At 67.6% G+C, this 26,482-nt stretch carries 28 protein-coding genes; 23 read left to right on the forward strand and 5 right to left on the reverse strand.

Features of this window, described 5'->3' with window-relative positions:
• Positions 1 to 63 precede the first annotated feature (63 nt).
• Together C6Y53_RS00430 and C6Y53_RS00435 are read left to right on the forward strand one after the other, a co-directional pair.
• Complete coding sequence (locus C6Y53_RS00430; protein WP_106470640.1) at positions 64 to 1,785, forward strand: AMP-binding protein; 1,722 nt, start codon at positions 64 to 66, stop codon at positions 1,783 to 1,785.
• Positions 1,786 to 1,798: 13 nt separating this feature from the next.
• Entirely contained in the window at positions 1,799 to 2,689 is an 891-nt protein-coding gene (locus C6Y53_RS00435; RefSeq protein WP_106470641.1) for a dihydrodipicolinate synthase family protein, read from the forward strand.
• A 39-nt stretch (positions 2,690 to 2,728) separates the two neighbouring features.
• Here C6Y53_RS00435 and C6Y53_RS00440 read toward each other — a convergent pair whose 3' ends face one another.
• Positions 2,729 to 3,691: an acetyl-CoA carboxylase carboxyltransferase subunit alpha gene (locus tag C6Y53_RS00440; protein WP_106470642.1), complete on the reverse strand. Its 963-nt coding sequence runs from the start codon at positions 3,689 to 3,691 to the stop codon at positions 2,729 to 2,731.
• 114 nt (positions 3,692 to 3,805) lie between these two features.
• Here C6Y53_RS00440 and C6Y53_RS00445 point away from each other — a divergent pair, with 114 nt between their 5' ends.
• Positions 3,806 to 4,645: an AraC family transcriptional regulator gene (locus C6Y53_RS00445; protein ID WP_244614906.1), complete on the forward strand. Its 840-nt coding sequence runs from the start codon at positions 3,806 to 3,808 to the stop codon at positions 4,643 to 4,645.
• 12 nt (positions 4,646 to 4,657) lie between these two features.
• Here the strand turns inward: C6Y53_RS00445 and C6Y53_RS00450 are convergent, their stop codons facing one another.
• Entirely contained in the window at positions 4,658 to 5,254 is a 597-nt protein-coding gene (locus C6Y53_RS00450; RefSeq protein WP_106473869.1) for a LysE family translocator, read from the reverse strand.
• A gap of 72 nt (positions 5,255 to 5,326) precedes the next feature.
• Between C6Y53_RS00450 and C6Y53_RS00455 the strand changes: the two genes are divergently transcribed.
• Positions 5,327 to 5,782: an Lrp/AsnC family transcriptional regulator gene (locus C6Y53_RS00455; protein WP_106470643.1), complete on the forward strand. Its 456-nt coding sequence runs from the start codon at positions 5,327 to 5,329 to the stop codon at positions 5,780 to 5,782.
• 172 nt (positions 5,783 to 5,954) lie between these two features.
• Complete coding sequence (locus tag C6Y53_RS00460) at positions 5,955 to 6,791, forward strand: 3-oxoadipate:acetyl-CoA acetyltransferase (RefSeq protein WP_106470644.1); 837 nt, start codon at positions 5,955 to 5,957, stop codon at positions 6,789 to 6,791.
• Here C6Y53_RS00460 and C6Y53_RS00465 read toward each other — a convergent pair.
• From C6Y53_RS00465 to C6Y53_RS00475, 3 genes are read right to left on the reverse strand one after another with little or no spacing between them, the layout of a single operon-like run.
• A complete protein-coding gene (locus tag C6Y53_RS00465) occupies positions 6,759 to 7,589 on the reverse strand; it encodes a metal ABC transporter permease (protein WP_106470645.1) in 831 nt (276 codons plus the stop codon). The two genes, C6Y53_RS00460 and C6Y53_RS00465, sit on opposite strands and share 33 nt — an antisense overlap.
• On the reverse strand, positions 7,589 to 8,341 hold the full coding sequence (locus C6Y53_RS00470; RefSeq protein ID WP_106470646.1) for an ATP-binding cassette domain-containing protein: 753 nt from the start codon (positions 8,339 to 8,341) through the stop codon (positions 7,589 to 7,591). Before C6Y53_RS00470 ends, C6Y53_RS00465 begins: the two co-directional genes overlap by 1 nt.
• Positions 8,338 to 8,835, reverse strand: coding sequence for a Fur family transcriptional regulator (locus C6Y53_RS00475; protein WP_106470647.1), 498 nt, complete (start codon positions 8,833 to 8,835; stop codon positions 8,338 to 8,340). The genes C6Y53_RS00470 and C6Y53_RS00475 overlap by 4 nt, the downstream gene beginning before the upstream one ends.
• Before the next feature lie 79 nt (positions 8,836 to 8,914).
• Here C6Y53_RS00475 and C6Y53_RS00480 point away from each other — a divergent pair, with 79 nt between their 5' ends.
• The 18 genes from C6Y53_RS00480 to C6Y53_RS00565 all read left to right on the forward strand — a co-directional run bounded on the left by C6Y53_RS00480 (position 8,915) and on the right by C6Y53_RS00565 (position 26,476).
• Positions 8,915 to 9,847 (forward strand): zinc ABC transporter substrate-binding protein, encoded by a 933-nt coding sequence (locus tag C6Y53_RS00480; protein WP_244614907.1) that lies wholly within the window; start codon positions 8,915 to 8,917, stop codon positions 9,845 to 9,847.
• 113 nt (positions 9,848 to 9,960) lie between these two features.
• Positions 9,961 to 10,593 (forward strand): ATP-dependent Clp protease proteolytic subunit, encoded by a 633-nt coding sequence (locus tag C6Y53_RS00485; RefSeq protein WP_106470648.1) that lies wholly within the window; start codon positions 9,961 to 9,963, stop codon positions 10,591 to 10,593.
• A gap of 150 nt (positions 10,594 to 10,743) precedes the next feature.
• The gene (gene clpX, locus C6Y53_RS00490) at positions 10,744 to 12,012 is read left to right on the forward strand and encodes an ATP-dependent Clp protease ATP-binding subunit ClpX (RefSeq protein ID WP_106470649.1); all 1,269 of its coding nucleotides are present in this window, start codon (positions 10,744 to 10,746) and stop codon (positions 12,010 to 12,012) included.
• Positions 12,013 to 12,017: 5 nt separating this feature from the next.
• On the forward strand, positions 12,018 to 12,404 hold the full coding sequence (locus tag C6Y53_RS00495; RefSeq protein WP_106470650.1) for a RidA family protein: 387 nt from the start codon (positions 12,018 to 12,020) through the stop codon (positions 12,402 to 12,404).
• A gap of 414 nt (positions 12,405 to 12,818) precedes the next feature.
• Positions 12,819 to 13,793, forward strand: coding sequence for a 1,2-phenylacetyl-CoA epoxidase subunit PaaA (gene paaA, locus C6Y53_RS00500; RefSeq protein ID WP_106470651.1), 975 nt, complete (start codon positions 12,819 to 12,821; stop codon positions 13,791 to 13,793).
• Complete coding sequence (gene paaB, locus C6Y53_RS00505; RefSeq protein WP_106470652.1) at positions 13,790 to 14,122, forward strand: 1,2-phenylacetyl-CoA epoxidase subunit PaaB; 333 nt, start codon at positions 13,790 to 13,792, stop codon at positions 14,120 to 14,122. The genes paaA and paaB overlap by 4 nt, the downstream gene beginning before the upstream one ends.
• A complete protein-coding gene (gene paaC, locus C6Y53_RS00510; RefSeq protein WP_106470653.1) occupies positions 14,122 to 14,883 on the forward strand; it encodes a 1,2-phenylacetyl-CoA epoxidase subunit PaaC in 762 nt (253 codons plus the stop codon). The genes paaB and paaC overlap by 1 nt, the downstream gene beginning before the upstream one ends.
• A 1-nt stretch (position 14,884) precedes the next feature.
• Positions 14,885 to 15,343 carry a 1,2-phenylacetyl-CoA epoxidase subunit PaaD gene (paaD, locus tag C6Y53_RS00515; protein ID WP_106470654.1) on the forward strand — a complete coding sequence of 153 codons (459 nt, stop codon included), beginning with the start codon at positions 14,885 to 14,887 and terminating at the stop codon, positions 15,341 to 15,343.
• A 12-nt stretch (positions 15,344 to 15,355) separates the two neighbouring features.
• Positions 15,356 to 16,426 (forward strand): 2Fe-2S iron-sulfur cluster-binding protein, encoded by a 1,071-nt coding sequence (locus C6Y53_RS00520; RefSeq protein ID WP_106470655.1) that lies wholly within the window; start codon positions 15,356 to 15,358, stop codon positions 16,424 to 16,426.
• A 12-nt stretch (positions 16,427 to 16,438) separates the two neighbouring features.
• On the forward strand, positions 16,439 to 17,203 hold the full coding sequence (locus C6Y53_RS00525; RefSeq protein ID WP_106470656.1) for a Phenylacetic acid catabolic protein: 765 nt from the start codon (positions 16,439 to 16,441) through the stop codon (positions 17,201 to 17,203).
• The gene (locus tag C6Y53_RS00530) at positions 17,193 to 18,020 is read left to right on the forward strand and encodes a PaaX family transcriptional regulator C-terminal domain-containing protein (protein ID WP_106470657.1); all 828 of its coding nucleotides are present in this window, start codon (positions 17,193 to 17,195) and stop codon (positions 18,018 to 18,020) included. Before C6Y53_RS00525 ends, C6Y53_RS00530 begins: the two co-directional genes overlap by 11 nt.
• A gap of 238 nt (positions 18,021 to 18,258) precedes the next feature.
• Complete coding sequence (locus tag C6Y53_RS00535) at positions 18,259 to 19,347, forward strand: LamG domain-containing protein (protein ID WP_106470658.1); 1,089 nt, start codon at positions 18,259 to 18,261, stop codon at positions 19,345 to 19,347.
• A gap of 48 nt (positions 19,348 to 19,395) precedes the next feature.
• Positions 19,396 to 20,478 (forward strand): phage tail sheath C-terminal domain-containing protein, encoded by a 1,083-nt coding sequence (locus C6Y53_RS00540; RefSeq protein ID WP_106470659.1) that lies wholly within the window; start codon positions 19,396 to 19,398, stop codon positions 20,476 to 20,478.
• Positions 20,479 to 20,493: 15 nt separating this feature from the next.
• Positions 20,494 to 20,979, forward strand: coding sequence for a hypothetical protein (locus tag C6Y53_RS00545; protein ID WP_106470660.1), 486 nt, complete (start codon positions 20,494 to 20,496; stop codon positions 20,977 to 20,979).
• A gap of 1 nt (position 20,980) precedes the next feature.
• Positions 20,981 to 21,430 carry a hypothetical protein gene (locus tag C6Y53_RS00550; protein ID WP_106470661.1) on the forward strand — a complete coding sequence of 150 codons (450 nt, stop codon included), beginning with the start codon at positions 20,981 to 20,983 and terminating at the stop codon, positions 21,428 to 21,430.
• Positions 21,431 to 21,433: 3 nt separating this feature from the next.
• A complete protein-coding gene (locus tag C6Y53_RS00555) occupies positions 21,434 to 22,456 on the forward strand; it encodes a hypothetical protein (RefSeq protein ID WP_149615426.1) in 1,023 nt (340 codons plus the stop codon).
• Positions 22,453 to 23,049 carry a hypothetical protein gene (locus tag C6Y53_RS00560; RefSeq protein ID WP_106470663.1) on the forward strand — a complete coding sequence of 199 codons (597 nt, stop codon included), beginning with the start codon at positions 22,453 to 22,455 and terminating at the stop codon, positions 23,047 to 23,049. The genes C6Y53_RS00555 and C6Y53_RS00560 overlap by 4 nt, the downstream gene beginning before the upstream one ends.
• A gap of 1 nt (position 23,050) precedes the next feature.
• Positions 23,051 to 26,476, forward strand: a complete 3,426-nt coding sequence (locus C6Y53_RS00565) for a hypothetical protein (protein WP_106470664.1) — start codon at positions 23,051 to 23,053, stop codon at positions 26,474 to 26,476.
• Positions 26,477 to 26,482: the final 6 nt, after the last annotated feature.

The raw sequence follows: 26,482 nt of genomic DNA on the forward strand, positions 1-26,482 counted from the left end.
ATGCCATGTTGACCCGTAAAGAGACCTTTCATCCCCCCGGCCCTGCCCAAGGAGACATTTTCGATGACATCCGGAAACCACCCCACGACCGCGCCTGAAAACGGGCTTTCTCATGTCCGGGGGGCGCTCGAACCCGCGCTTGCGACTGTTACGATCCCGCATCTTCTGGACGATACGGTCGCCCGTTTCGGGGACCGGGACGCGGTGGTTTTTTCCGACGCCGGCCTGCGGCTGAGCTATCGCGCGTTCAGCCGCGAGGTCGACAGGCTGGCCGCCGGCCTGCGTGCGCTGGGCCTGGAAAAGGGAGATCGCGTCGGCATCTGGTCGCCCAACCGGTTCGAATGGGTGCTGACCCAGTTCGCGACCGCCCGGATCGGGCTGGTTCTGGTCAATATCAACCCCGCCTACCGCCTGGCCGAGCTGGAGTATGCCCTGAACAAGGTCGGCTGCACGGCGCTGATCGCCGCTCGGGCCTTCAAGAGCTCGGACTATCTGGGCATGATCCAGACCCTCGCGCCTGAACTGGCGCAAACGAAAGGTGCGCCGCTGCGCGCCGCCAAGCTGCCGGATCTGCGCCATATCATCGTGATGGACCCCGAGCCCGGCCCGGGCATCCTGTCCTTCGACGCGCTGCGCGACATGGGCAGCGCCGATGATATCGCCGCGCTCGACCCGATCACCGCCGGGCTGAAACCCGACGATCCGATCAATATCCAGTTCACCTCGGGCACCACCGGCATGCCCAAGGGGGCGACGCTGTCGCATTTCAACATCGTCAACAATGCCCGTTTCGTCACCGACAGGATCGACCTGACCGAAGCCGACCGGCTGATCATTCCGGTGCCGCTCTATCATTGTTTCGGCATGGTCATGGGGGTGCTGGGCTGCGTCAGCAAGGGCGCGACGATGATCTTTCCGGGCGAAGCCTTCGACCCCGCGCAGACGCTTGATGTGATCGAGGCCGAACGCGCCACGGCGCTTTACGGCGTGCCGACCATGTTCGTCGCCATGCTGCAGGAACTGGACACCCGCAAACGCGACCTGTCCAGCCTGCGCACCGGCATCATGGCCGGCGCCCCCTGCCCGATCGACGTGATGCACCGGGTGCATGACGACATGCACATGGACGAGGTCACGATCTGCTATGGCATGACCGAAACCTCGCCGGTGTCGTTCCAGAGCTTTACCGACGATCCCACCGACAAGCGCTGCGAGACCGTGGGACGCATCCACCCGCATCTCGAGGTCAAGATCGTCGATCCCAACGGCGAAACCGTGCCGGTCGGGGAAAAGGGCGAGCTGTGCACCAAGGGCTATTCGGTGATGATCGGATACTGGGACGACAAGTCGGCGACCGCGTCCAGCATCCGCGACGGCTGGATGCATACCGGTGACCTCGCCACGCTCGATGCGGACGGGTTCTGTGCCATCGTCGGGCGCGTCAAGGACATGATCATCCGCGGCGGCGAAAACATCTATCCGCGCGAGATCGAGGAATTCCTGTTCCGGCACCCGAAGATCAGCGAGGTCCAGGTCTTCGGCATCCCCGACCAGAAATTCGGCGAAGAAATCTGTGCCTGGGCGGTGGCCAGGCCGGGGGTCGAGCTTGATGGCGAGGAATTGCGGGATTACTGCAAGGGGCAGATCGCGCATTTCAAGATCCCCCGCCATGTCCGCATCGTGCCGGAACTGCCGATGACCGTCACCGGCAAGCCGCAGAAATTCATCATGCGGGACCTGATGGTCGAGATCCTGCAAAAGGAACAGGCCGGCGCGTCGGCCTGAACAGGATGCCGTGATGCAGGGGATCGTCGCAGCCGTTCCCACCCCGGTGGACGAGGACCTGTCGCCGATGCGACAGCCGTTTCTCGATCATTGCCGCTGGGCGCTGGCCAATGGCTGCGACGGGCTGAACATTCTCGGCTCGACCGGCGAGGCGAACAGCTTCGATGCCGCCACGCGCCGCGCGGTGATGGGCTGGGCGGCGGACGCGCTGGATGTCAGCCGCCTGATGATCGGAACCGGCACGCCGGCGCTGGCGGACACGATCCGCCTGACCCTGCATGCCGACGATCTGGGCTATCCGGTCGCGCTGGTCCTGCCGCCCTATTACTACAAACCCGGCACTGATGACGGCCTGTTCCGCTGGTTCGAGGCCCTGGACAGCGCGTTGACGGGGCGCCGGATCCGGATCTTTTTCTACAATTTCCCGCAGATGACCGGGATCGGCCTGCCGCCCGGCCTGATCGCACGGCTGCACCGCGCCCACCCGCAACGGTTCACCGGGATCAAGGATTCCTCGGGCGATCTGGCCTGGTGCCGAGACCTGGCCCGCCGCCTGCCGGGCTTCGCGGTGTTCCCGAGTTCCGAAACCTCGCTGGAGGAGGCCGCGCGATCGGGGTTCGCGGGCGTCATCTCGGCAACCGTCAACCTGTCTGCCCCGCTATGCGGACGGGTCTGGGCAGATCGCGCGCGGCCCGATCCCGCACTGCTGGACCGGATCGGGACGATCAGAACCGCGATCAGCCGCCATCCCCTCGTCCCGGCGGTGAAATACCTGGTGGGCAGGCAGTTGGGTCAGCCCGCGCAATGGACCAATGTGGTGCCGCCCTTCACCTCGCTGGCCGACGGGGCGCGCAGAGATCTGGACCACCTGTTCGCCAGCAGGATCGCCGCCGCGGCCGACTGACCCGCGCCGCGGTTTCGGTTCAGCGGGTCTGACCCCCGGTCAGGCGGCCAGCCCCTGGCTGCCCATGTCGAGAAACTTCTGCCGGCGATCCTTGACCAATGTCTCGGCGCTCATGCCGTCGAGATCCTTGAGCATCCTCGCCAGCGCCTTGCCGACCGCCGCGATGGTCGCGCCCGTGTCGCGATGCGCACCGCCCTTGGGTTCGGGGATCACCCGGTCGACCACCCCCAGCTTCTGCAGATCCTGCGCGGTCAGGCGCAGCGCCTCGGCGGCTTCTCGCATCTTCTCGGAATCCTTCCACAGGATCGACGCGCAGCCCTCGGGCGAGATCACCGAATAGACCGAATGTTCCAGCATCGCCAGACGGTTCGCGGTGGCAAAGGCGACCGCCCCGCCCGAGCCGCCTTCGCCGATGATCACCGACACCAGCGGCACGCCGATCTTCAGGCACATCTCGGTCGACCGCGCGATCGCCTCGGACTGGCCGCGTTCCTCGGCCCCCTTGCCGGGATAGGCGCCGGTGGTGTCGATCAGCGTGACCACCGGCAGGCCGAACCGGCCCGCCATGTCCATCAGGCGCACCGCCTTGCGATAGCCTTCGGGCCGGGCCATGCCGAAATTATGCGCCAGCCGCGACTTGGTATCGCTGCCCTTTTCATGGCCGATCACCATCACCGGGCAATCCTGGAACCGGGCCAGCCCGCCGGTCACGGCGAGATCGTCGGCAAACGCCCGGTCCCCGGCAAGCGGCGTGAAATCGGTGAACAGCGCCTCGACGTAATCCTTGCAATGCGGCCGCTCCGGGTGCCGCGCCACCTGGCATTTCCGCCACGGCGACAGGTTGCGATAGAGATCGCCCAGCAGCGCCGCGGCCTTTGCATCAAGCGCGGCGGCCTCGTCCGAGACATCCATCTCGGTATTGGCGCGGGCCTTGGCGCGCAGTTCCTCGGCCATGCCTTCGATTTCGGCCAGCGGTTTTTCGAAATCCAGATACTGGGTCATGCAGCCTCGCGTGAGCGGATCATGTCCGGCTATATGAACGCAGCCGGGGCGGGATGCAACAAAGCAAGATTTGTGACCGGCAACCCGCTATGCCTGCGGACAAAGGAGAAGGAAGTGTCGCGCACCGACTACGAAACCCGCGTCCGCCGCGTGATCCAGTACATATATGACCATCCCGACGGCGATCTGTCGCTGGACCAGCTGGCCGATGTTGCGGCGATGTCGCGCTTTCACTGGCACCGGGTGTTCCGCGCCATGACCGGTGAAACCTGCGCCCGCGCCGTGCGCCGCATCCGCGCCCATCGCGCGGCCTGCTGGCTGGTGCAGACCGACTGGCCGGTCGAGATCGTCGCCGCCCGTGCGGGTTATGACAACCCGCAGAGCTTTGCCCGCCTGTTCCGCCGTTTCTACGGCCAGGGCCCCGGTGAATTCCGTGCCGCCGGCGTGGCGCACGCCCTGCCCACCGAACTGACCAGAGGAGACCTCGTAATGCACCCCACCGAAATCAGGGACCTGCCCGCCCGGCGGCTTGCCGCGCTGACCCATACCGGCCCCTTTCCCGAGATCGGCCGCGCCTTCCAGGAGGTCAGCGCCGTGTTCACCGCCCGCAATCTCTGGCCCCATGCACGCGGCATGGCGGCGGTCTATTACAGCGATCCGGGCGAAACGCCCGAATCGGAGCTGCACAGCGAGGCCGGCGTAATCGTGGCGGAGACTCTGGACATGCCTGCGGATCTGCACGCCGTGGACCTGCCCGCCGGCCCCCATGCGGTGATGACGGTCAAGGGCGACTATTCCGGCCTCGCCGCCGCATGGGAGGCGATGTATAGCGGGTTCCTGCCCGATTGCGGTCGCGACCCCGCCAACCGCGCCCCGTTCGAGGTCTATCTCAACGATCCCTCGCAGACCGCGCCCGAGGACCTGCTGACCGAGATCTGCGTGCCGCTGGCGTGACCCCGCCTCCTGTCAGCCCGGCCACAGCACCGGGTAGAGCGAGGCCACCAGCAGCGCCGCCATGGCGCGGTTGAACAGGACCAGCCGCGCCGGGGCGGTCAGGAACCGCGCCATCTGCTGGCCCAGCACCGTCCAGGACCCGACCGAGGGCAGGTTGATCGCGCCAAAGACCAGCCCCACCACCGCGATGGCGGCCAGGCTGCGGTCGGGCGTATAGACGGTGACGGCGGTCAGCGCCATCGCCCAGGCCTTGGGATTGACCCACTGAAAGGCGGCCGCCTGCAGGAATGTCATCGGCCGCCCGCCCCCGGCGCCGGGCCGAGTGGGCGCGGCATTGGCGATCTTCCACGCCAGCCACAGCAGGTATCCCACGCTGACCGCCTTGAGCGCGGTATGGCTGCCCGGCACGGTCTCGAACAGGCCGGCCAGACCGGCGCCGACCAGCCACAGCATGACCACGAACCCCAGCGCCACGCCCAGCATATGCGGCAGCGTCCGGCGGAACCCGAAATTGGCCCCCGAGGCCATCAGCATCAGGTTGTTCGGTCCCGGCGTGACGGAGGAAACAAAGGCAAACAGGGCCAGGGCGGTGATCAGGTCGGTTGTCATGGCGCAATAATTGCGCAACATTACCGGCATGAGATTGCCTTTTTCAGCCATTCCGGGCTATTGCAGCAATCCATGACACGTTCTGACAAAATGAATGACCGAATATTGCAGGAGCTTTCCGCCGACGGCCGGATCAGCAACCTGGAGCTGGCCGGTCGAGTCGGCCTGTCGCCCTCGGCCTGCCTGCGCCGGGTCCAGGATCTCGAACGCAGAGGCGTGATCACCGGATACCGTGCGGTGCTGGACCCCGCTGCCCGCGGTGTCGGCTTCGTGGCCTATGTCGGCGTCGGGCTGGGCGAACACACCAAGGCCGCGCAGGAGGCGTTCGAACGCAGCGTCGCCCGCGCCCCCGAGGTGGCGGAATGCCACAACATCACCGGGACCATCGAATACCTGTTGCGGGTCGAATGCGCCGACCTGCCCGCCTACAAGACCTTTCACACCGAGGTTCTGGGCACCTCACCCCATGTGACCGCGCTGACCACCTATGTGGTGATGGGATCGCCCAAGGATCTGCGCGGCCCCTGACCCGGGTTCCGGGCCTGCCGCGACATGGACGGGAACGCGCCCCGATGCGCGACAGGGGCTTGCCGCGCCAGCGCAGATGCGCAGGATGGGACGGACCGCGCCGGCCGACCCCGGGCAGAGCCTCCGGGGAACGGGCTGGCGCATCCACTGGAACCGATCCGAGGATTTCCCAATGCCGAACCCCTGCATCATCTGTGTCGCCATCACCGGGTCGGTTCCCACCAAGGCGGACAATCCCGCGGTTCCGATCACGGTGGCCGAACAGGTCGAAAGCACGCAGGCGGCCTTCGAGGCCGGGGCCTCGATCTGCCACGCCCATGTGCGCAACGAAGATGGCACCCCGAGCTCCGACCCCGAGAGATTCGCACGGCTGAAGGAGGGGCTCGAGACCCATTGCCCCGGCATGATCATCCAGTTCTCGACCGGCGGTCGGTCCGGGGCCGGGACCGAACGCGGCGGCATGCTGTCGCTGCGCCCGGACATGGCGAGCCTGTCGGTGGGCTCCAACAACTTTCCCACCCGCGTCTATGAGAACCCGCCCGAGCTCGTCGACTGGCTCGCCGGCGAAATGCTGACCCACGACATCAAGCCCGAGGTGGAAGCCTTTGACCTGTCTCATATATTCCAGGCCGTGAAACTCCATCGCGAGGGCCGCATCGCCGACGCGCCCTATATCCAGTTCGTGATGGGCGTGAAGAACGCGATGCCGGTGGATCGCGAGGTGTTCGATTTCTACGTCCGCACCGTCGATCGCCTGCTGCCCGGCGCGCCGTGGTGCGCCGCCGGCGTTGGGGCGGGGCAGATCCGGGTCAATGACTGGTCGATTGCCGCAGGCGGGCATGCCCGCACCGGGCTGGAGGACAACATCCGGCTGGATCGCAGCACGCTCGCGCCCTCGAACGCCGCGCTGGTGCGGCGGACGGCCGAGCTATGCGCGAAACATGGCCGCCCCGTGGCCACGCCCTCGCAGGCGCGGTCAATTCTCGGGCTTCGTCCCGGACCGGGCTGATTTGCCGGCGGCCCCGCGCAGGCCGCCGATCAGCGAGGCCAGCAGGAACAACAGCGCCGCGGTGCAGACGATGCTGGGGCCCGTGGGCGCGTCCAGCCTGAAGGCCGCCCAGATGCCACCCAGCGCCGAGGCGGCCCCGATCAGCGCCGCCCCGGCCGCCATCGCCTCGGGTGTGCGCACCAGCGGTCGGGCGGCGGCGGCGGGGATCACCAGCAGCGCCGCCACCAGCAACACGCCGACCACCTTGATCGCCACTGCCACCACCGCGGCCAGCGCGATCGTCAGCCCGGCCTGTTCGCGGCGCGGATCGATACCGCTGGCCCAGGCCAGGTCGGGGTTCAGCGTCGCCGCCAGCAACGCCTGCCAGCGCCACGCGGTCAGACCGATGACCAGCGCCGCGCCGGTCCAGATCACGGCCAGGTCCGACCGGCCCACGGCCAATATGTCTCCGAAGAGGAACCCCATCAGGTCGAGCCGCGCATCGGTGAACAGCGCCGCCGCCATCAGACCGGCGGCCAGCGCGGCATGGGCCAGCACCCCGAGCGCGGTATCCATCGCAAAGCCGCGCCCCGACAGCAGTGTCACCGCCGCCGCCATCAGCAGCGACGCCGCCAGCACGGCGGGCAGCAGCGGCAGGTCCAGCGCCAGCGCCAGCGCCACGCCGAGGATCGCCGCATGGGCGGTCGCCTCGCCGAAATAGGCCATGCGCCGCCAGACCACGAAACAGCCCAGCGGCGCGGCGGCCAGCGCCACGCCCAGCCCCGCCAGCGCCGCCCGGATCGCGAAATCGTCCAGCATCAGTGATGTTGCCCCTCTTCTGCCCCTGCGCAGTCATCGTCGTGGGAATGGCTGTGTTCGTGGCGGTAGAGCGCCAGCGCCCCGCCGGTTCCCGACCCGAACAGCGCCCGGTATTCGGGCGCGTCGGCGACGATCTCGGGCGTGCCCTGGCAACAGATATGCCCGTTCACGCACAGCACCCGATCCGAGGCCGCCATCACCACATGCAGATCGTGGCTGATCATCAGCACCGCGCATTCGGTTCCGCGCCGGACCTCCTCGATGCGGCGATAGAAAGCGGCGGCGCCGGGCTGGTCCAACCCCTGGGTCGGTTCGTCGAGCAGCAGCAGCTGCGGGTCTTCCAGCAGGGCGCGGGCCAGCAGGACGCGCTGCAACTGCCCCCCCGACAGGTCCGCCATCTGGCGGTCGCCGACCTCGGGCGCGCCGGCCAGCGCCAGCGCATCGGCGGCACGGGCCGCACCGACGCGGCGCGGCAGGTTCAGGAACCGGTTCACGGTCATCGGCAGGGCGGGATCGAGGGCCAGTTTCTGCGGCACATAGCCGATCCGCAGGCCGGGCATCCGTTCGACCCGTCCCGAGCTTGGCCTGATGGCCCCGATCAGCATGCGCAGAAAGGTGGATTTACCCGAACCGTTCGGCCCGACGATGGTCACGATCTCGCCGGGTTCGATGCTGAAATCCATCCCCCGCAGGATCGCCCTTCCGTCCAGATCGAGGCCCAGCCCGACGGTTTCGATCAGCGCCTGCGTCATGGCGCGGCAGCCTCGGTCCGGGCACAGGCCGGGCACAACCCCTCGGCCTCGACCACCACCCGTTCCAGCGAAAAACCGGTCGCGCGCGCCGCCTCGCCCAGACGGCCCTGTTCCAGCCCGGTTTCCGCCTCGGCCACCGCGCGGCAGGCCCGGCAGATCAGGAAGGCCGGGACGTGATCGCGCCCGAGGCAACTGCAGGCGGCATAGGCGTTCAGCCGCTCGATCCGATGCGCCAGCCCGTTGCTGACGAGGAACTCCAGCGCCCGGTAGACGGTCGGCGGCTGCGATCCCAGCCCCTCGGCCGCGAACTGGTCGAGAATGTCATAGGCCCCCAGCGCCCGGTGTTCGGCCAGCAGGATCTCGAGCGCGCGCCGGCGCGCAGGCGTGAATTTCACCCCACGCTCGGTGCAGCGCCGTTCGGCCATGCGCAGGGCATCCGATATGCAGTGGCTGTGGTCATGCGGGGCAAAGGCGGGCTGGGAGCTCTGGGTCATCGGCCTGTTCGGGTTGATATGTTATAACATCCATACTATCGGTTCCGGCCCGACACCAGCCCGAATCAGAGGTCCGAACGTGCAATTCCATCGTCTGCTGTCCGTGTTTTCCTGCGTGGCTCTCTCGCTTGTCCCGGCCTGGGCCGGCCCGCCGCGCATCATGACCGATATCGCGCCCGTCCAGTCTCTGGTGGCGCAGGTGACCGGCACGTTGGGCGCGCCGGATGTGCTGCTGGGCCCCGGCGCATCGCCGCATGGGTTCGCGCTGCGCCCCTCGCAGGCCCGCGCGTTGCAGCAGGCGGATATCGTCATCTGGATCGGGCCCGAGCTGACGCCATGGCTGACCGATCCGCTGGCCACCCTGTCACCATCGGCCCAGCGTCTGGCCCTGTTGCAGGCCCCCGGCACCCGGCAGCTGACCTTTGACGACGATCACGCGCACGCCCATGATGACGACGATCACGGGCACGATCACGCACAGGCCCATGGCGACACCGACCCCCATGCCTGGCTCGATCCGGGCAACGGCATCGCCTGGCTCGCCGCGATCGCCGAGGCGCTGGCCGAAGCCGATCCCGGCAACGCGGCGCTCTACCGGGAAAACGCCGCGCGCGCGGCGCACGATCTCGCGGCGCTGGACCAGAGGCTCGCGGACCAGCTCGCCGCCGTTCATGACCGGCCCTTCGTCACCGCCCATGACGGGTATGGCTATTTCGAAACGCGCTATGACCTGACCAACGCAGGGGCGGTGCGGTCGGGCGATGCCACCGATCCCGGGCCCGCAAGCGTGGCCGACCTGCGCGCGACCCTGCGCGACCACGGCGTGCGCTGCGCGTTCGGCGAACCGCAGAACAGCAACCGCCTGCTGACGATGCTGGCCGGGGACGCGGATGTCACGGTGGCCCTGCTCGACCCGCTGGGCTCCGGCCTCGAACCGGGCCCGGCGCTTTATGCCCGCCTGCTGGAAAACCTGGCCGAAACCGTGGCCGCCTGCCTCGGCGCCGGCGGCTGACCGGCCGCAGATGGCAAGTGTTCAGCCCTTGAAGCCCCCGGATGCCGACACTAAGACTTACGAAACGTATCGTCGGGTATGGTCCCGGCGGAAACCAGAGCAGGCAGCCCATCATGTTTGATCCCGTCGATACCTATGCCAACACCCTCGTGCCGATGGTGGTGGAACAGACCAGTCGCGGCGAACGCGCCTATGACATCTTTTCGCGCCTGCTCAAGGAACGGATCATCTTCATCAACGGTCCGATCCATGACGGCATGAGCCATCTCGTCGTCGCCCAGCTGCTGCATCTCGAGGCCGAGAACCCGAACAAGGAAATCTCGATCTACATCAACAGCCCCGGCGGCGTGGTGACCAGCGGGCTGTCGATCTATGACACGATGCAATATATCAAGCCGAAATGCTCGACGCTGGTGATCGGCCAGGCGGCGTCGATGGGCTCGGTTCTGCTGGTGGGCGGCGAGCCGGGAATGCGGTTCTCGCTGCCCAACAGCCGGATCATGGTGCACCAGCCCTCGGGCGGCTACCAGGGCCAGGCCAGCGACATCATGATCCACGCGGCCGAGACGCAGAAGCTCAAGGACCGGCTCTATGACATCTATGTCAGACATACCGGCCAGTCCAAGAAAACGGTCGAAAAGGCGCTCGACCGCGACAATTTCATGTCGCCCGAAGAGGCCAGGGAATGGGGCCATATCGACGAAATCGTCGAGAACCGCGCCAAGGGCGGCGATGACGACGCATGATGCAGGCGGCCTCTGCCGTGCCGCACCCCCCTGCGGCAAGTCGGGTATTTTGACATTGTGGCGCCTGTCACGCTGCCCTAAGCTGTGCGGTGGGCGGGCGCATGTTTCCCGGACGTACCGGGGCGGCAACCGAAGCGGGAAAGGTTGAGCATGGCGACGAATTCTAACGGCGACAGCAAGAACACGCTTTATTGCAGCTTCTGCGGCAAGAGCCAGCACGAGGTTCGCAAGCTGATCGCCGGCCCCACGGTGTTCATCTGCGACGAATGCGTCGAACTGTGCATGGACATCATCCGCGAGGAAACCAAGGCCAGCGGGCTGAAATCCACCGATGGCGTGCCCACGCCCAAGGATATCTGCCAGGTGCTCGACGATTATGTGATCGGCCAGGCCACGGCCAAGCGGGTGCTGTCGGTGGCGGTTCACAACCATTACAAGCGGCTCGACCACGCGCAGAAGACCAGCAGCGACATCGAACTGGCGAAATCCAACATCCTGCTGATCGGCCCCACGGGCTGCGGCAAGACGCTCTTGGCGCAGACGCTGGCGCGGATCCTGGATGTCCCCTTCACCATGGCCGACGCCACCACGCTGACCGAGGCCGGCTATGTGGGCGAGGATGTCGAGAACATCATTCTCAAGCTGCTGCAGGCCAGCGAATACAACGTCGAACGCGCGCAGCGCGGGATCGTCTATATCGACGAGGTCGACAAGATCACCCGCAAGTCCGAAAACCCGTCGATCACCCGCGACGTATCCGGCGAAGGGGTGCAGCAGGCGCTGCTGAAGCTGATGGAAGGCACGGTTGCCAGCGTGCCGCCGCAGGGCGGACGCAAGCATCCGCAGCAGGAATTCCTGCAGGTCGACACCACCAACATCCTGTTCATCTGCGGCGGGGCATTCGCCGGGCTCGACAAGATCATCGCCCAGCGTGGCAAGGGCTCGGCGATGGGCTTTGGCGCGGATGTGCGCGACAATGACGAACGCGGCGTGGGCGAGATCTTCAAGGATCTCGAACCCGAGGACCTGCTGAAATTCGGCCTGATTCCCGAATTCGTCGGCCGCCTGCCGGTTCTGGCCACGCTCGAGGATCTCGACGAGGAGGCCCTGGTCACCATCCTGACCCAGCCCAAGAACGCGCTGGTCAAGCAGTATCAGCGCCTGTTCGAACTGGAGGACACCGAACTGTCCTTCACCAATGACGCGCTGAAGGCGATCGCCAAGCGTGCAATCGAACGCAAGACCGGCGCGCGGGGCCTGCGGTCGATCCTCGAGGATATCCTGCTCGACACGATGTTCGAACTTCCGGGACTCGACAGCGTCACCAAGGTTGTCGTGAACGAAGAGGCGGTGACCTCTGACGCGGCGCCGCTGATGATCCACGCCGACGCCGAACGCGAACCCGCCACGGCGGGCTGATCGCGATGCCGGTCCGGCACATCTCGACCGGATCGCCCTTCGAGACGCGGATCGGGTATTCCCGCGCGGTCGTGGCCGATGGCTGGGTCTTTGTCGCAGGCACCACCGGATATGACTACGCCTCCATGACCATGCCCGAGACGGTCGAGGACCAGTGCCGCAACGCGCTGGCCACGATCGCCGGGGCGCTGTCCGAAGCCGGGGCCGCGCTGGATGACGTCGTGCGCGTGCGCTACATCCTTCCCAATGCCGCGCTCTGGCCCGCCTGCTGGCCGCTGGTCTCCGAAGCCTTTGCGCGGGCGCGCCCAGCGGCGACGATGATGGTCGCGGGGCTGCAGGAACCCGAGATGAAGATCGAGATCGAAGTCACCGCGCGCCTGCCCGGGGCCTAGCGCCCCCTGCCCGCGCCGCCGCAGTCAGGCTCAGCCCCTCCGTTTTCGCCTGTCGCCCGGATGTCCATCCGCGCGGCGATTGCCGACATCCCCGCGCCGCGCCCCGATATGTTACATCCGCGGGCGCACAATCCCATACCTGTAACTTTTTTCTTGAGCAAATCTGCATTCACAGCTAAATCGACCATGCGGTCGGTTTTGTGAGGAGGATCCGATGCCAGCAACCACCCCGACGGGCGTTCAAAGCGCGGCAGCGCCGATCCGGCAGAAAATTCTGGCGCGACGGTGCGACCGTGGCGACAATGCGGTCAGGCCGGGGGTGGCAGAAGCACGGCGACCGGAGCGCCGGACCGCCCGCCGCCCCGCGGCATGACACCGATCCCCGCTGGCGTCTAACTGGGAAGGAACGCGCAGATGTATGCACAGATGGTCAAGTCCGGCGCCGCCGATGACAGCCCCGAGGCCCGGGCCTTCCAGGCCCGGATCGACGCCGGCGAAAAGATCGAACCCAAGGACTGGATGCCCGAGGGCTATCGCAAGACGCTGATCCGCCAGATCGGCCAGCACGCCCATTCCGAAATCGTCGGGCAACTGCCCGAGGGCAACTGGATCACCCGCGCGCCGACGCTCGAGCGCAAGGCGATCCTGCTGGCCAAGGTGCAGGACGAGGCCGGGCACGGGCTCTACCTCTATTGCGCCGCCGAAACGCTGGGCGTCAGCCGCGACGACCTGACCCGCGACCTGCTGTCGGGCAAGATGAAATACAGTTCGATCTTCAACTATCCCACCCTGACATGGGCCGACATGGGTGCAGTCGGCTGGCTGGTCGACGGGGCCGCGATCATGAACCAGGTGCCGCTGCAGCGCACCTCCTACGGCCCCTATTCCCGCGCGATGATCCGCATCTGCAAGGAGGAATCGTTCCACCAGCGGCAGGGCTACGACATCATGATGAAGATGGCCGGCGGCACCGCGGAACAGAAACGGATGGCGCAGGATGCGCTGGACCGGTTCTGGTATCCGTCGCTGATGATGTTCGGCCCCTCGGACAAGGATTCGGTCCATTCCGCCCAGTCGATGGCGTGGAAGATCAAGATGAACACCAATGACGAGCTGCGGCAGAAATTCGTCGATCAGACCGTGCCGCAGGCCGAGTATCTGGGCCTGACCGTGCCGGACCCGGACCTGACATGGAACGAGGACAAGGGCGGATATGATTTTTCCGAACCGGACTGGTCCGAATTCTTCGAGGTGATCAAGGGCAACGGCCCCTGCAACACCGAACGCCTGGCCGCCCGCAACGCGGCATGGGACGACGGCAAATGGGTGCGCGACGGGCTTCTGGCCCATGCGCAGAAACGTGCAGCACGAAAGGTGGCAGCAGAATGAGCTCGGTCGGAAACGCATATCCCGTCACCGAAGGCGACGCCCCGAAACGTCATGAATGGCCGCTGTGGGAAATCTTCATCCGCGGCCAGCACGGCATGAGCCACCGCCATGTGGGGTCGCTGCACGCACCCGACGCGGAAATGGCAATCAAGAATGCCCGCGATGTCTATACCCGCCGCAACGAAGGCGTGTCGATCTGGGTGGTCGAAGCGCGCCATATCTCGGCGTCGTCGCCGTCGGACAAGGGGCCGTTCTACGAGCCTTCGGAATCCAAGGTCTATCGCCACCCGACCTTTTTCGACATTCCCGACGAAGTGGGGGCGATGTGATGGACGCGAATGCGGCCCTGTTCCAGTTCCTGCTGCGGATGGGGGACAACACGCTCGTGCTGGGTCATCGGGTCAGCGAATGGTGCGGCCATGCCCCGGTGCTCGAAGAGGATATCGCGCTCGCCAATACCGCGCTGGACCTGATCGGGCAGACGCAGATGTGGCTCGGGCTGGCCGGCGAGATCGAGGGCAAGGGCCGCACGGCGGACGATCTGGCAATGCTGCGCGACGCCTGGGATTTCCGGAACCTCCTGCTGGCCGAACAGCCCAACGGCGATTTCGGCCAGACCATGATGCGCCAGTTCCTGTTCGATGCCTGGCATCGGATCATGCTGGAACGGCTGGCCGACTCCGGCGATGGCCGCGTGGCCGGGATTGCCGCCAAGGCGCTGAAAGAGGCGCGCTATCACGTCGAACGGTCGGCGGACACGGTCATCGGCCTGGGCGACGGCACCGAGGAAAGCCATGCCCGGATGCAGGCGGCGCTGGATCTGCTCTGGCCCTATGTCGGCGAAATGTTCGCCCCCGACAACGTGGATGCGGCGATGACGCAGACGGGCATCGCCCCCGATCCGGCGGATCTGCGCCCGGATTACGACGCCCATGTGCTCAAGGTGCTGGGCGAGGCCACGTTGCAGGTTCCCGAAGGAACCTTTGCCCATGGCGGCGGCAAGGCCGGGTTTCGCCATTCCGAGCATCTGGGCCATCTGCTGACGCAGATGCAGTGGCTCCAGCGCGCCTATCCCGGCGCAACCTGGTAGGATGAAACCGGCGGTCGAAGACATCTGGGGCTGGCTCGACCAGGTGCCCGACCCCGAGATCCCGGTGATCTCGGTGGTCGACCTGGGGATCGTCCGCGACGTCGCCTGGGATGGCGACACGCTCGAGGTCGCGGTCACGCCCACCTATTCCGGCTGCCCGGCGACCCGCGTCATCTCGATGGATATCGAAACCGCGCTGCGTGACCACGGCATCGACGCGTTGCGGATCAGCACCCGGATCTCGCCGCCCTGGACCACCGACTGGCTCAGCGCCAAGGGGCGCGCGAAGCTCGAGGATTACGGCATCGCGCCACCGCAACCGGCCGGCGGCCCGGAACGCTGCCCGCATTGCGGCGACACCGACGTGGTGCGCGTCAGTCAGTTCGGCTCGACCCCGTGCAAGGCCCATTGGCGCTGCAACGGCTGTCTCGAACCCTTCGACTATTTCAAATGCATCTGAGGAACAGGTCCCATGGCGCGATTTCATGAACTGACGGTGACCGATGTCAGGAAAACCATCCGCGATGCGGTGGTGGTGTCGCTGGCCCCGGAAAACGGCGCGGATTTCGATTTCATCCCCGGCCAGTACCTGACCTTCCGCCGCGATTTCGACGGCACCGAGCTGCGCCGGTCCTATTCGATCTGCGCCGGCCGTGGCGACGGGCTGTTGCAGGTGGGCATCAAGCGGGTCGACGGCGGCGCCTTCTCGACCTGGGCCAACGAGGCTCTCGAACCCGGCATGGTGATCGAGGCGATGGCGCCAATGGGCAGTTTCCACACCCCGATCGACCCGGCAAGGGCCCGCAACTATCTCGGTTTCGCGGGCGGCTCGGGGATCACCCCGGTGCTGTCGATCCTCAGGACCGTGCTTGCCGAGGAACCCCGCAGCACCTTCACGCTGGTCTATGCCAACAAGGGCGTGAACACGATCATGTTCCGCGAGGAACTGGAGGATCTGAAGAACCTGCATATGGGGCGGCTGAACGTCATCCATGTGCTGGAGGCGGACGCGCAGGAAATCGAACTGTTCACAGGCCTCGTCGACCAGTCCAAATGCGCGGCCCTGTTCGACCACTGGATCGACATCGGCAGCATCGACCGGGCGTTCATCTGCGGCCCCGAGCCGATGATGCTGGGCATCGCCGCGGCGCTGCGTGACCACGGGCTGAGCGACGAGCAGATCAAGTTCGAGCTGTTCGCGTCATCCCAGCCGGGACGGATCGCGCGCAAACCGGCTGCTTCGGGCGATGCGGGCACCGCGGCCAGGGCGACGCAGGCGACGATCACCATGGACGGCACCGCGCGCACATTCGAGATGGGCAAGGACGTGACCATTCTCGACGCGGCGCTCGAAAACGCGCTGGACGCGCCCTTTGCCTGCAAGGCCGGGGTCTGTTCGACCTGCAAATGCAGGGTTCTCGAAGGCGAGGTCGAGATGGTCGCCAACCACGCGCTCGAGGATTACGAGGTCGCGCAGGGCTATGTCCTGTCCTGCCAGTCCTATCCCGTCACCGACCGCGTGGTCGTCGACTACGACCAATAGGAGACAGCGCCCATGTCGGAAGAGATGAACATCACCGAATACCTCGCCCGCGGCGGCCGCCTGACCAACCCGGCCAACGTGCCACCCCGCTACCGGGCCGAACTGATGAAGATCATGGCCACATTCGTCGACAGCGAACTGGCCGGCGCGGCCGGGTTTGCCGACGTGATCAACGCCGGGCCGGGCATCAAGGAACGGATCGCGGCGGCGCGTATCGTGCTGGAGAAGACCGACAACGCCGACAGGGTGTTGCGGATCATGGGCGAATTCGGCGCCGATACCGACCGCTATGCGACCCACCATCCCTGGACCGACCGCCTGCCCCGCGACACCGCGCCGGGCAGCACCCGCAGCGCCCATGACATGCGCCTGTCGGTTCTGAACTACCCGCTCGACGGCTGGACCGACGCGGTGGTGATGAACCTGTGCATGGGGCTGGGCGTCTGCGTGCAGCTCGACGAGATGGTCAAATGCTCCTACCAGCCGCTGGCCGATGCGATCCGCACCGTCCTGCCGGTGGAACGGCGCCATGCGGAACTGGCCGAGGAAGGGATCGTCCGGTTGCTGGAAAGCGGCGGGACCGATGCGGTGGCGGAGAGCCTCGCCTATTGGCATCCGCGCGTGTCCGCGATGTTCGGCGACATCAGCGCCGGGCGCATGGCGCAGCTGAGGGACTGGGGGCTGCGCGACCAGCCCGGCCCGAACCTGCGCGCGCTGTGGCAGGAACGTCTGGACCAGGCGCTGGACCGGCTCGGCCTCACCTTTCGTGCAGCCTGACGCCGCCCTCATCCCCTTCCCCGGCCCCGGCCCGGGGTGGACACCCGGGATCGACGGGCTGGTCGATTGCCTGCTGGGCGACCGGCCACCGCGGGTCTGGTCGCTGCTGGTCACCATCTTCGGAGACCTCGCCCGCGACGGCAGCGCCCGGCTCGGGGGTCAGTTGATCAACCGGCTCACCGACCGGATGCGGCTGAAACCCGAGGCGGTCCGCGTCGCCCTGCATCGCCTGCGCAAGGACAGCTGGATCGAAAGCGAGCGCGCCGGTCGGCAGAGCCTCTACCGCCTCACGCCCTCCGGGCGCACCCAGAGCCGCGCCGCGTCCCCGCTGATCTATGCGCGCACCGCACCGGCCGAGCTGGCATGGCTGGTGCTCGCGGACCGGACCGAGATGCCAGAGGGCGCCGCCTCCGGGATCGTGTGGATCCTGCCTCATGCGGGGCTGACCACGTATCCGCCGCGCGATCCCGGCCACCTGCACCTGCCCCTGCCCGCCGACACCCATGTGCCCGGCTGGATCAGGACCCGGGTCTGCGACGAAAACCTGGTGCGGATGGCCCACGAATTCGAGGCGCGGCTGGTCCGGCTCGATGATCTCTGCGGCTCCCGGCCCCGTTTCGGCCCGATCGAAACCGCCATGCTGCGGGTGCTGCTGGTCCATGGCTGGCGCCGGATCGCGCTGAAGGCACCCACCCTGCCCGATCACGTCTTTCCCGAGACCTGGCGCGGCGGCAGTTGCCGCAGCCGGGTCACCGCACTGCTGGACCGCCTGCCCCGCCCGCATCCGGATGACCTGGTCGCCGACATCACGGCCTGATCGCACCGGGTGCGGGCCGCGACCGGCAAATCGCCGCTGACCCACCCCGCAACGCCGCATCGGGCCGGACGCGGATGTTGTGCGACTCAGAAATTCGCCCTACACTCAATTATTGTTTTATTCGCGCATACGTTGCGTTGCCATTTGTTTCCCGCATTCGCCGAAAGGTGGTTATTGCTGTGGCTGGCCGTGAAAAAGTAGTTTCGTCTGTCCCGATCCGCCAGGGGGGACAAAGCTGATGCTCGCTCCGCTGGGACAGGCCATTGACGCGCTTAGCGCCGAGATCAGCGGCCTGCTGACCGCAGCGGGACCGGCACCCACGCCCCAGGTCATCGTTCTGTCCAACACGCCGCGCCTGGCGGGTATCGGCGGGTTCGTCGGCGTGAATACCGACCCGCAGGCGGAACTCTACGCGCGGCGGCTGGATGCCGAGATCGCCATTCGCGTTTTCGGCAACAATTCCGGCGCATTGGCGGATGCCGAGCTTCAGGCCGCCAACGACCTGCTCAGGGCGGACCCGCAGCAGCTGCGCCGCAACGGCATCTTCAAGCTGAAACGGCTGACCGACCGCGAAACGCCGGTTCTGCGCGCCGCCGACGGCATCGGCGCCCCGTTCGGCCGCGATATCATCTGTTCGGTGAGCTTTGAACACAGGCCCGTGCCGCTGGCGTCCGAAGGCGCACTGGACTCGGTGCCGCTGGACATCACGCAGGCCGGGCTGACCGAACGCGGCGGGCGGGTCTATGCCAGCGATTTCCAGGCCGATCCGCTGGGCGATTTCGTGGCGCTGGACCGGTCCGGCGGTTCGGGCAGCGATGGCAACTGGGCCTATGACGCCGCCGCGCAGGAGGTCACGCAGACCGGCACCGCCTCGGGCGGCAACAACGGCATCGCCGGCAACAAGATCGGCACCTACCTGATCCTGTCGCCCACGCTGGCCGGCGATCTCACGAATTTCGTGGTGAATGCCGACATGCGCTGTGGCAGCATCGGCGGCATCGGCTTCGTGTTCCGCTTTGCAGATATCGACAATTTCGGGTTCGTCGTCCTGGAAAGCCCGGCCGACATCCGTGTCATGGGCAAACGCATCGGCGGCAGCGGGTCGCTTCTCGACGCGGGCGGGCAGGATGCAACGCAGGGCTTTGCCCCCGACACCTGGCTGCGGCTGCGGCTGCTGGCCGATGGCGACCGGATCGAACTGGCGGTGAACGAACAGATCGTGCTGTCGGGCCGCGACCCGGCGCTGACCGGGCCGGGATCGGTGGGCCTGTTCTGCCGGCGGGCCGACACGGCTCGGTTCCGTAGCTTCCGGCTTTCGAGACTTTGACTGACTTTTTTCGGCTTTCGGGCCTCTGACCAAAGGAGAAACAGACACATGGCGGAAACCTTTGTAAGTGCCAATCTGATCCTCCCGGGGACCTATATCAGGGTCAATTCCGAGGGGCTCATCGGCGTCCGGGGTATCTCGGCGGGAAATATCGGCATTGTGGGCCAGACCACGGCCGGCGCGGCAGGCACCACGCGCACCCTGTCCACCGCGTCCGAGGCCGAAGAGTTCTTTGGCGCGGCCTCGGTCATCGCCAGCGGCGGTGGCAGGCTGAACCTGACTGCGCAGATCGGCGAATTGTATCGCAACGGCGCGCGCACGGTCTTTGCCCGCGGCGTCACCGACGCCTCGGACCAGACCGCGATGACCGCGGCCTTCAACGAACTGATCAAGGATGACGTGCAGATCCTGGTCGCGCCGCAGATGGACACGGCCGGGGCGCTGGCGGTGATCCCGCCGGTGGTTGAATCGGCCGAGAACAACAACCAGGACCTGATCTGCGTGATCGGCGCGGACGGGGCCGATGCGGCGGCGATCCAGGGCCAGGCCCAGACCAATGACCGCATCATCCTGGCCGCGCCCGGCTATGCGGTGTTCAACCCCGGCGCGCCCGACACGCCGGTGGTGCTGCCGGGCAATTACATCGCCGGTCCAGTCGCGGCGCTGGTCTCGTCGCTGGCGCCTCATGTCAGCCCGACCAACAAGGTTCTGGTCGGCGTGGGCGATCTTGCCCAGCGGTTTTCCTATGCCGAACGCGCGGGGCTGGTGCAGAATCGCATCCTGGCGCTGGAACAGCGCAACGGCACCCGTGTCGTGCGCGGGCTGACCACCGACAATGGCGGGTTCAGCCAGGTCACGACGCGGCGGATCGTCGATTTTGCCAAGGCCGGGACCCGGCAGGTGTCGAACGCCTTTGTCGGACGGCTCAACAACGAACGGGTCCGCGCCGCGCTGCACAGCGCGCTGGACGGGTTCCTGACCACGATGCTGGTGGACGAACAGCTGACCGACTACCGGCTCGAGGTGACCGCGACCCGCCAGGACGAAATCAACGGCCGCGCCATCGTCAACATGCTGCTGCAACCGACGTTCAGCATCGACTTTGTCGCCGTGACCATCACGCTGCAGTAAGAGGACGGATTTCCAATGAATACCGATGTCTATACAGGGGCGGACGGGGCAATCCTGCTGTCGGCGCCGCAGACCACCGAAGGCGAAGCCGCACAAGAGGTGCTGGACGCGCATGAACTGACCGCCGTTGGCCGGGTGCAGGACGTGCGGGTCGAGGTGACCAGCGACGTGCGCGCCTATCACGAGATCGGCCAGCGCTATGCCAGCCAGCTGCGCCCGGGCAATGTCAATGTCCGCGGCACCGTGGGCCGGGCCTATGTGAACGGCGCACTGATCGGGCTGATGCTGGGCCAGGCGCGCGGCGGGCGTCCGGGCGGCAACTGGGTGCAGCCGGCGATGAACATCACGCTGCGCCTGGCCAATCCCTCCAGCGGATCGCTCAACACCCTCACCCTGCATGACGTCAAGCTCGACACCTGGGTCTACAGCCTGCCCGAGGACGAATTCGTGATGGAGAAGGTGGGGTTCCAGGCGCTCTATGTGACCGTCGCGGAGGAATGACGTGATCTCCGCCGAGGACCTGATCGCCGGGGCCGCGACCGAACATGCGGTGGACATCCCCGAGGCGCTGTTGCCGGATGCCGATGACCGCCGCGTGATGCTGCGCCCGCTGACCGTGCGCGACCTGCGCCTGATCGCCCGCGCCGCGCGCGACAATGACGACCTGAGCGGCGCGCTGATGGTGCGGCAGGCGCTGGTCGACCCGGCCCTGTCGCTCGACCAGATCGGGGCGCTGCCCGCCGGGCTGCTGCAATTCCTGCTGTCGGAGGTCAATCGCATCAGCGGCATCACCGCGACCGAAGCCGAGGTGATGGACGCACTGGAGGATCCGCTGGTGCAGGCCTCGCTGCTGCTCTCGCGCGAACTGGGCTGGACCCCCGAAGAGGTCGGCCGCCTGACGCTGGGCGAAACCATGCTGCATGTGGCCGCGCTGCGCGGTCGCGGAGGGTGACCCATGTCCGCGGGACCGACCCCATCCCGTGACGAGGTGCGGCGGGCGCTGGCCCTGATCCGTCGCCTGAAGCAGCCTGCGCGGGATCTGCTGGATCTGCTGGCCGGGGCCGAGGCGTATGTGACCCGCCCCGCGCCGGTCGATGCGCTGGTTGCGCCGCCTGCCCCGCCCGAGCTGCTGATGCGTCTGCTCGGCGGTGGCGGGAACGCCGGGTCTGAGCCGCGCCGCGACCGCCCCGCCCCGCTCCAGCCGCCGCTGCGCAGCCTGTCGCAACCCGCGCCGCTCGCCCCCGCCGGGCGGACCGGCGACCGGCCCGAACCTGTCAGCGATCCGTCGGGGGCGACACCGTCGCGGACCACCCGCAGGACGACGGCCGAAACCGCCTTGCCGACCCCGGCCCGCGATCCGGATGCGGGCAAACCGGCAACGGACACGCGAAAGCCACGCGGCAGCACCCTGACCGGGACGCCCCGCAAACCCATCGGCCTGAAGGATGTGGCCAATATGCGCCGCGCGCAGCGGCGCAACCTCGCCCTGCCCCGGTCCGCTGACGCCGGGCCAGATCACGCCCCGGCGCCGAACGAAACCCGGGCGATACACACTAGCGGGGCCGTGATTGATCCGCCACGGCGACCGGCGGAACCGGCCCCCCATGCGCTGGCCGATCTCGCCCGGCGCCGCGCACGGGCCGGGCTGGCCTTGCCCGTCCCGGCGGCGACACAACCGGTCGAAACCGCCGCCATGTCCCCACCGGCAGCGCCTGTCACAGCGGCGGATGCGCCGCCGCGCTCCCCTGGACAATCTACACCGTCCGGACCTGCCAATCTGCAACACCCCCAAAACCCGGCCACCTCGCCCGAATTCACTGTCAGCGGCAGAACCCGGATATCTGACGGTCCCGACCTGCCCCGCACCGATCCCGCCACGTCTGCACAGCCGGACGCGCTCGGGGCGCATCGGGGCCGCCGCGACACCGAACCACACCTTGGCGATCTCGCCTGGCGCAACGGGGTGGAACCGCGATGACCGTCACGCCGATGCTCGGAGACTGGGAAATCCCCCGCATCTCGATGATGCGCACGCAGGAACGGCGCAAGCTGCACGAACACCGTGTTCCCGGGCGCAGCGGCAGCCTGTTCCAGGACCTTGGCGCCGATCCGGCAGAAATCCGTATCGCCGGCTCGGTGTTCGAAACCGAGGAACGCAACGGGTTTCTCGAAGCGGCTCGCCAGCGCTTTGCCGAGGCCGAGCCGATGACCTTCGTGGCCGACATCATCGAGGCCACCGAGATCCAGTTCGTGCTGATCGAAAGCCTCGTTGTCGAGGAACACGCCGCCCGGCCCGGCGAACTGGCCTATCACATGGTGCTGCGCGAAAGCCCGCCGCCGCCGCCGCCCGACGATCCGTTCGGGGCGCTGGACAGCGACCTGCTGGATCAGGCCGCCGGGTTCGTGGACGGGGTGACGGATGCGCTCGACGCGGTTGCCGCGCTCGGCGACATCCCCGATTTCAGCGATCCGTCATCGCTGGTGGGCGGTGCCGCCGACGAGGCCGGGGCCCTGATCGACGGGCTGGGCAGCGTCGGCCCCGCGATCCAGTCCCTGTTCGGGAGCGGGTGACATGGCCAACCTGCTGCTCCAGCTCGAGATCGGAACCGACGGCGCGTCGTTCAACGCGTCGCTGGGCGGCGAGATCGGAAAACTGGCCGAGATCGCCCGGCTCGCCGCCAACCTGCGGGACAACCCGGACGGGCTTGCGCAGTTCCTCGCGGCGCTGGCGGCGGTGGCCGGCCCCGCGCTCCCCGATGGCGGCGACGTGCAGGCCGGGCTGGGCCGGGCGCGCGCGGCGATCCCGCAGATCACCGGCGGCGCGGCCCCGGACGCACTGGCGGACCTGTCCCGCTTTGCCACCCTTGTCACCGAACAGCTGGTCCCGCTGATGGCGCGCACGCTCAAGGCGGCACGGGCCATCGAGGACATCGCCAAGGCGCAGTTCACCTGCCCCGGCGCCCCGCCCGACCCGCTGATCCCGCCCGGATCCGAACCGCCCCCGCCCTCGGGCGCCTCGCGCGCGACCGTCGCGCTGGACCGGGCGACAGATATCTCGGCCCGGATCGACCAGTTGCCGAGCCCGCTGACACCCGCGACGCTGATCGACTTTCTCGCCTCGGTGACGCTCGATCCGGCGCGGGCCGATTTCCTGCCGATCGCGGTGCCACTGCTCGATGACATGCTGATGCCGGTGCAGACGCTCGGGCGCTGGTCGCTGGCCACGCCGGCCGAAATCGGGACCGAACTGGCCGCGACCCTGACCACCCTGCGCAACCGCCTGCAGGCTGCGACGGCGGGAACCATCGCCGCGCGCACGGCACCCGCGCTCGCCCTGCTGACGCCGCTGCGGGTCACGGACCTGTCGGGATTTGCCGCAGGTTACGACGCCGCCGCCACCGCCATGGCCGAGGCGCTCGAGGCCGGCGACCCGGCAACCGCCGCCACGCAGGCGGCCACGCTCGACGGCCATGTCGCTACATTCGAGGGCATCCGCACCCTGCAGGCCGCGGATTTCACGCCGCTGGTTCCGACCGCGACCGGCCGACAGGCCGGGTTGGCGGGGCTGGCCGCCGATCTGCATGACCGGCTGCTGCATCTGGCCGCCCAGCTCGAGCCCATCGACCCCGGCACGTTCTTTCGCGCCTTCGACATGCCGGCCCCCGCCGATGCCGCCGCCCGCCAGGCGCTGCTGGATCAGCTGACCCCGATCACCGATTTCATGGAGGACCTGGGCGAAAAGCTGGATCTCTCGGCCATCGAGGGCGGCGTCGGCACCGTCGCGGCCGAGGCGCAATCCATCGCCGACGACATCAGCGGCGCGCTGGCGACGGTCGCGCAGGAAACCCGCGCCGCCTTTGCCGAGGTCGAAACCGCGATTGCAGCACTGCCGCTCGACGCGCTGGCCACCGAGATCCGCACCGGCATCACCCAGATCGGCAACAGCATCGAAACCGAGCTTCGGGCGGCATTCGCGCCGCTGCGCGATGCGCTGGCCACGGCGGTGCAGGCGGTGGCCGATGCGATCGGCACGCTCGACCCGCAAACCATCGCCGACGCGGTGACCGATGCGGTGGCCCAGATCACCGCGATCCTGCAGGACCCCGCCATTCTGTCCGCCGCACAGGATATCCGCTCGACACTCGATCAGGCGGCCGAGGCCGCGGGCAACCTGTCCTTCGCGCCGGTCACCGACGAGGTGATCAAGCTGATCGAACAGATGGAGGCCGGGCTGCGCGCGCTCGACGATACCGAGCTGAACGACGCCTTGATCGGGATGCTCGATGCGGCCCTGTCGGTGCTGCCTCCCGACCTGCGCCCGGCAACCCAGCCGCTGATCGACGAGCTGGGCGTGAAGATCGAACAGGGGCCGGTGGACCTGCTGGCGCAGATCCGCGAAAAGCCCCGGGAGGTCGTGAACCGTATCCGCGCCTTCGACCCCGGCACGCTGATCACCCAGCAGCTGGCGCCGCCCTTTGCCGAGGCCCGCGATGCGCTCCAGGGCGTGCGGCCCAGCGCGTTGCTGTCGCCGCTGGATGCCGCGCTGGCCGCCGAAAAGGTCCGGCTGAAACAGATCGCCGCCCCGTCGCGCGCGCTGGCGCCGGTCTCCGATGCCTTCGACGCGTTGCTGACCGAGTTTGACCGGCTGTCGCCCGACACGCTGCTGGCCCCGATCGAGGCGGCAATCGAACAGGCGATACAGGACGTGATCGACGCGGCCCCCATCGACGAGGTGTTCGACCAGATCGACGACGTGTTCGACACCATCCAGGCGGTTCTGGACACGGTGAACGCGATCCAGCAGGCGCTGGCCAAATCCGCCACCGCGCTGACCGCGTTGCAGAACCCCGACGCCGCGATCGACGCCTGGCGCGATGCGGCGCTGGCCAAGATCGACACGGTTCCCAACGGCGCCGCGCTGGATACGCTGCTGGCCGAGATCACCGCCGCCATCGACGCCGCGCGCGGCCCCGACCTGCTGGCGGCCCATGACGCCGCCGTCGCGCCGCTCTTGACCGCGCTGGACGGGCTGGACCCCGAGGCGGCGCTGTCGCGCATGGTGGCCCTGCGCCAGCGGCTGCTGCCGCTGATGCGCGCCCTGCCGGCGGGCCCCGAACGGACCGCCATCGAAAACGTGCTGAACCGGTTCGATCCGCTCGATCCCGCCCATACCGGCGGATTGCGGGCGGCGGCGGTCCTGCACGAGGCGCTGCGTGACGCCCGCGCCGCGCTGGATACGATGGCAGCGGATGTCGCGGATGCGCTGCACGGGCCCGACGGGTTGCTGACCGACCTGCGGAACGGCGCCGCGACCGCCGGCCTGTTGCGCGGCGCGGTCGAGGCCGAGATCGAAAAGGCGCTGGTGCCGGTGCGCTACATCATCGCGCAGCTGGGCGCGGCGGCGGTGCCGGTGGGTGCCGTGGCGGACGGGTTTGCCGACCTGTCCACCCGGCTGACCGGCGCGGTGGGCAACATCCTGACCGGCCCGGCATCGCTGCAATCGATCACCGACGCGGTGCAACAGGTGGTCGACACGATCCGCAATATCGACCTGGCGTTTCTGCGCGACGCGCTCGAAGGCGTATTCCAGGCCGTGCGCGCCGAGGTGGAAGCCGCCGGACCGGGGCCGCTGATCGTGACGCTCGACCGCGAATTCGGCGACATCATCGACGCGCTCGACCTGTCGCTGATCCTGCCGCAGGCCGAAATCGAGGCGCTCGACCAAACGGTGGCCGATCTGATTGCCACGTTGCAGGGCTTTGATCCGGCGACGCTGATCGGCGACGCGGTGCAGCAATCCTACGAGGCGGACGTGCTGCCGCTGGTCGAGGCGCTGGACATCACGCCGATCTTCGACGCGCTGATCGAGGCGCTGCGCGGGCTCGAGGACGAACTGGAAAAGGAAATGGACCGCATCAACACCGCCTATGGCGCATTGCTGGCGGCGCGGCCCGGTGGCGGCGGTGGCAGCGTCAGCCTGAGCGTCAGCGTGGGATAGGAGAGC

The sequence above is a fragment of the Pukyongiella litopenaei genome, assembly GCF_003008555.2.
Taxonomy (GTDB): domain Bacteria; phylum Pseudomonadota; class Alphaproteobacteria; order Rhodobacterales; family Rhodobacteraceae; genus Pukyongiella; species Pukyongiella litopenaei.

Coding starts and splice junctions, on each gene's coding strand:
- C6Y53_RS00495 (WP_106470650.1), top strand. CDS start 12,018: ATGCCGGTCCGGCACATCTCGACCGGATCGCCCTTCGAGACGCGGATC.
- C6Y53_RS00555 (WP_149615426.1), top strand. CDS start 21,434: ATGTCCGCGGGACCGACCCCATCCCGTGACGAGGTGCGGCGGGCGCTG.
- C6Y53_RS00450 (WP_106473869.1), bottom strand. CDS start 5,254: ATGACAACCGACCTGATCACCGCCCTGGCCCTGTTTGCCTTTGTTTCC.
- C6Y53_RS00435 (WP_106470641.1), top strand. CDS start 1,799: ATGCAGGGGATCGTCGCAGCCGTTCCCACCCCGGTGGACGAGGACCTG.
- C6Y53_RS00465 (WP_106470645.1), bottom strand. CDS start 7,589: ATGCTGGACGATTTCGCGATCCGGGCGGCGCTGGCGGGGCTGGGCGTG.
- C6Y53_RS00525 (WP_106470656.1), top strand. CDS start 16,439: ATGTCGGAAGAGATGAACATCACCGAATACCTCGCCCGCGGCGGCCGC.
- paaD (WP_106470654.1), top strand. CDS start 14,885: ATGAAACCGGCGGTCGAAGACATCTGGGGCTGGCTCGACCAGGTGCCC.
- C6Y53_RS00485 (WP_106470648.1), top strand. CDS start 9,961: ATGTTTGATCCCGTCGATACCTATGCCAACACCCTCGTGCCGATGGTG.
- C6Y53_RS00440 (WP_106470642.1), bottom strand. CDS start 3,691: ATGACCCAGTATCTGGATTTCGAAAAACCGCTGGCCGAAATCGAAGGC.
- paaA (WP_106470651.1), top strand. CDS start 12,819: ATGTATGCACAGATGGTCAAGTCCGGCGCCGCCGATGACAGCCCCGAG.
- C6Y53_RS00565 (WP_106470664.1), top strand. CDS start 23,051: ATGGCCAACCTGCTGCTCCAGCTCGAGATCGGAACCGACGGCGCGTCG.
- C6Y53_RS00430 (WP_106470640.1), top strand. CDS start 64: ATGACATCCGGAAACCACCCCACGACCGCGCCTGAAAACGGGCTTTCT.
- C6Y53_RS00520 (WP_106470655.1), top strand. CDS start 15,356: ATGGCGCGATTTCATGAACTGACGGTGACCGATGTCAGGAAAACCATC.
- C6Y53_RS00560 (WP_106470663.1), top strand. CDS start 22,453: ATGACCGTCACGCCGATGCTCGGAGACTGGGAAATCCCCCGCATCTCG.
- C6Y53_RS00455 (WP_106470643.1), top strand. CDS start 5,327: ATGACACGTTCTGACAAAATGAATGACCGAATATTGCAGGAGCTTTCC.
- clpX (WP_106470649.1), top strand. CDS start 10,744: ATGGCGACGAATTCTAACGGCGACAGCAAGAACACGCTTTATTGCAGC.
- C6Y53_RS00535 (WP_106470658.1), top strand. CDS start 18,259: ATGCTCGCTCCGCTGGGACAGGCCATTGACGCGCTTAGCGCCGAGATC.
- C6Y53_RS00540 (WP_106470659.1), top strand. CDS start 19,396: ATGGCGGAAACCTTTGTAAGTGCCAATCTGATCCTCCCGGGGACCTAT.
- paaB (WP_106470652.1), top strand. CDS start 13,790: ATGAGCTCGGTCGGAAACGCATATCCCGTCACCGAAGGCGACGCCCCG.
- C6Y53_RS00470 (WP_106470646.1), bottom strand. CDS start 8,341: ATGACGCAGGCGCTGATCGAAACCGTCGGGCTGGGCCTCGATCTGGAC.
- C6Y53_RS00545 (WP_106470660.1), top strand. CDS start 20,494: ATGAATACCGATGTCTATACAGGGGCGGACGGGGCAATCCTGCTGTCG.
- paaC (WP_106470653.1), top strand. CDS start 14,122: ATGGACGCGAATGCGGCCCTGTTCCAGTTCCTGCTGCGGATGGGGGAC.
- C6Y53_RS00475 (WP_106470647.1), bottom strand. CDS start 8,835: ATGACCCAGAGCTCCCAGCCCGCCTTTGCCCCGCATGACCACAGCCAC.
- C6Y53_RS00460 (WP_106470644.1), top strand. CDS start 5,955: ATGCCGAACCCCTGCATCATCTGTGTCGCCATCACCGGGTCGGTTCCC.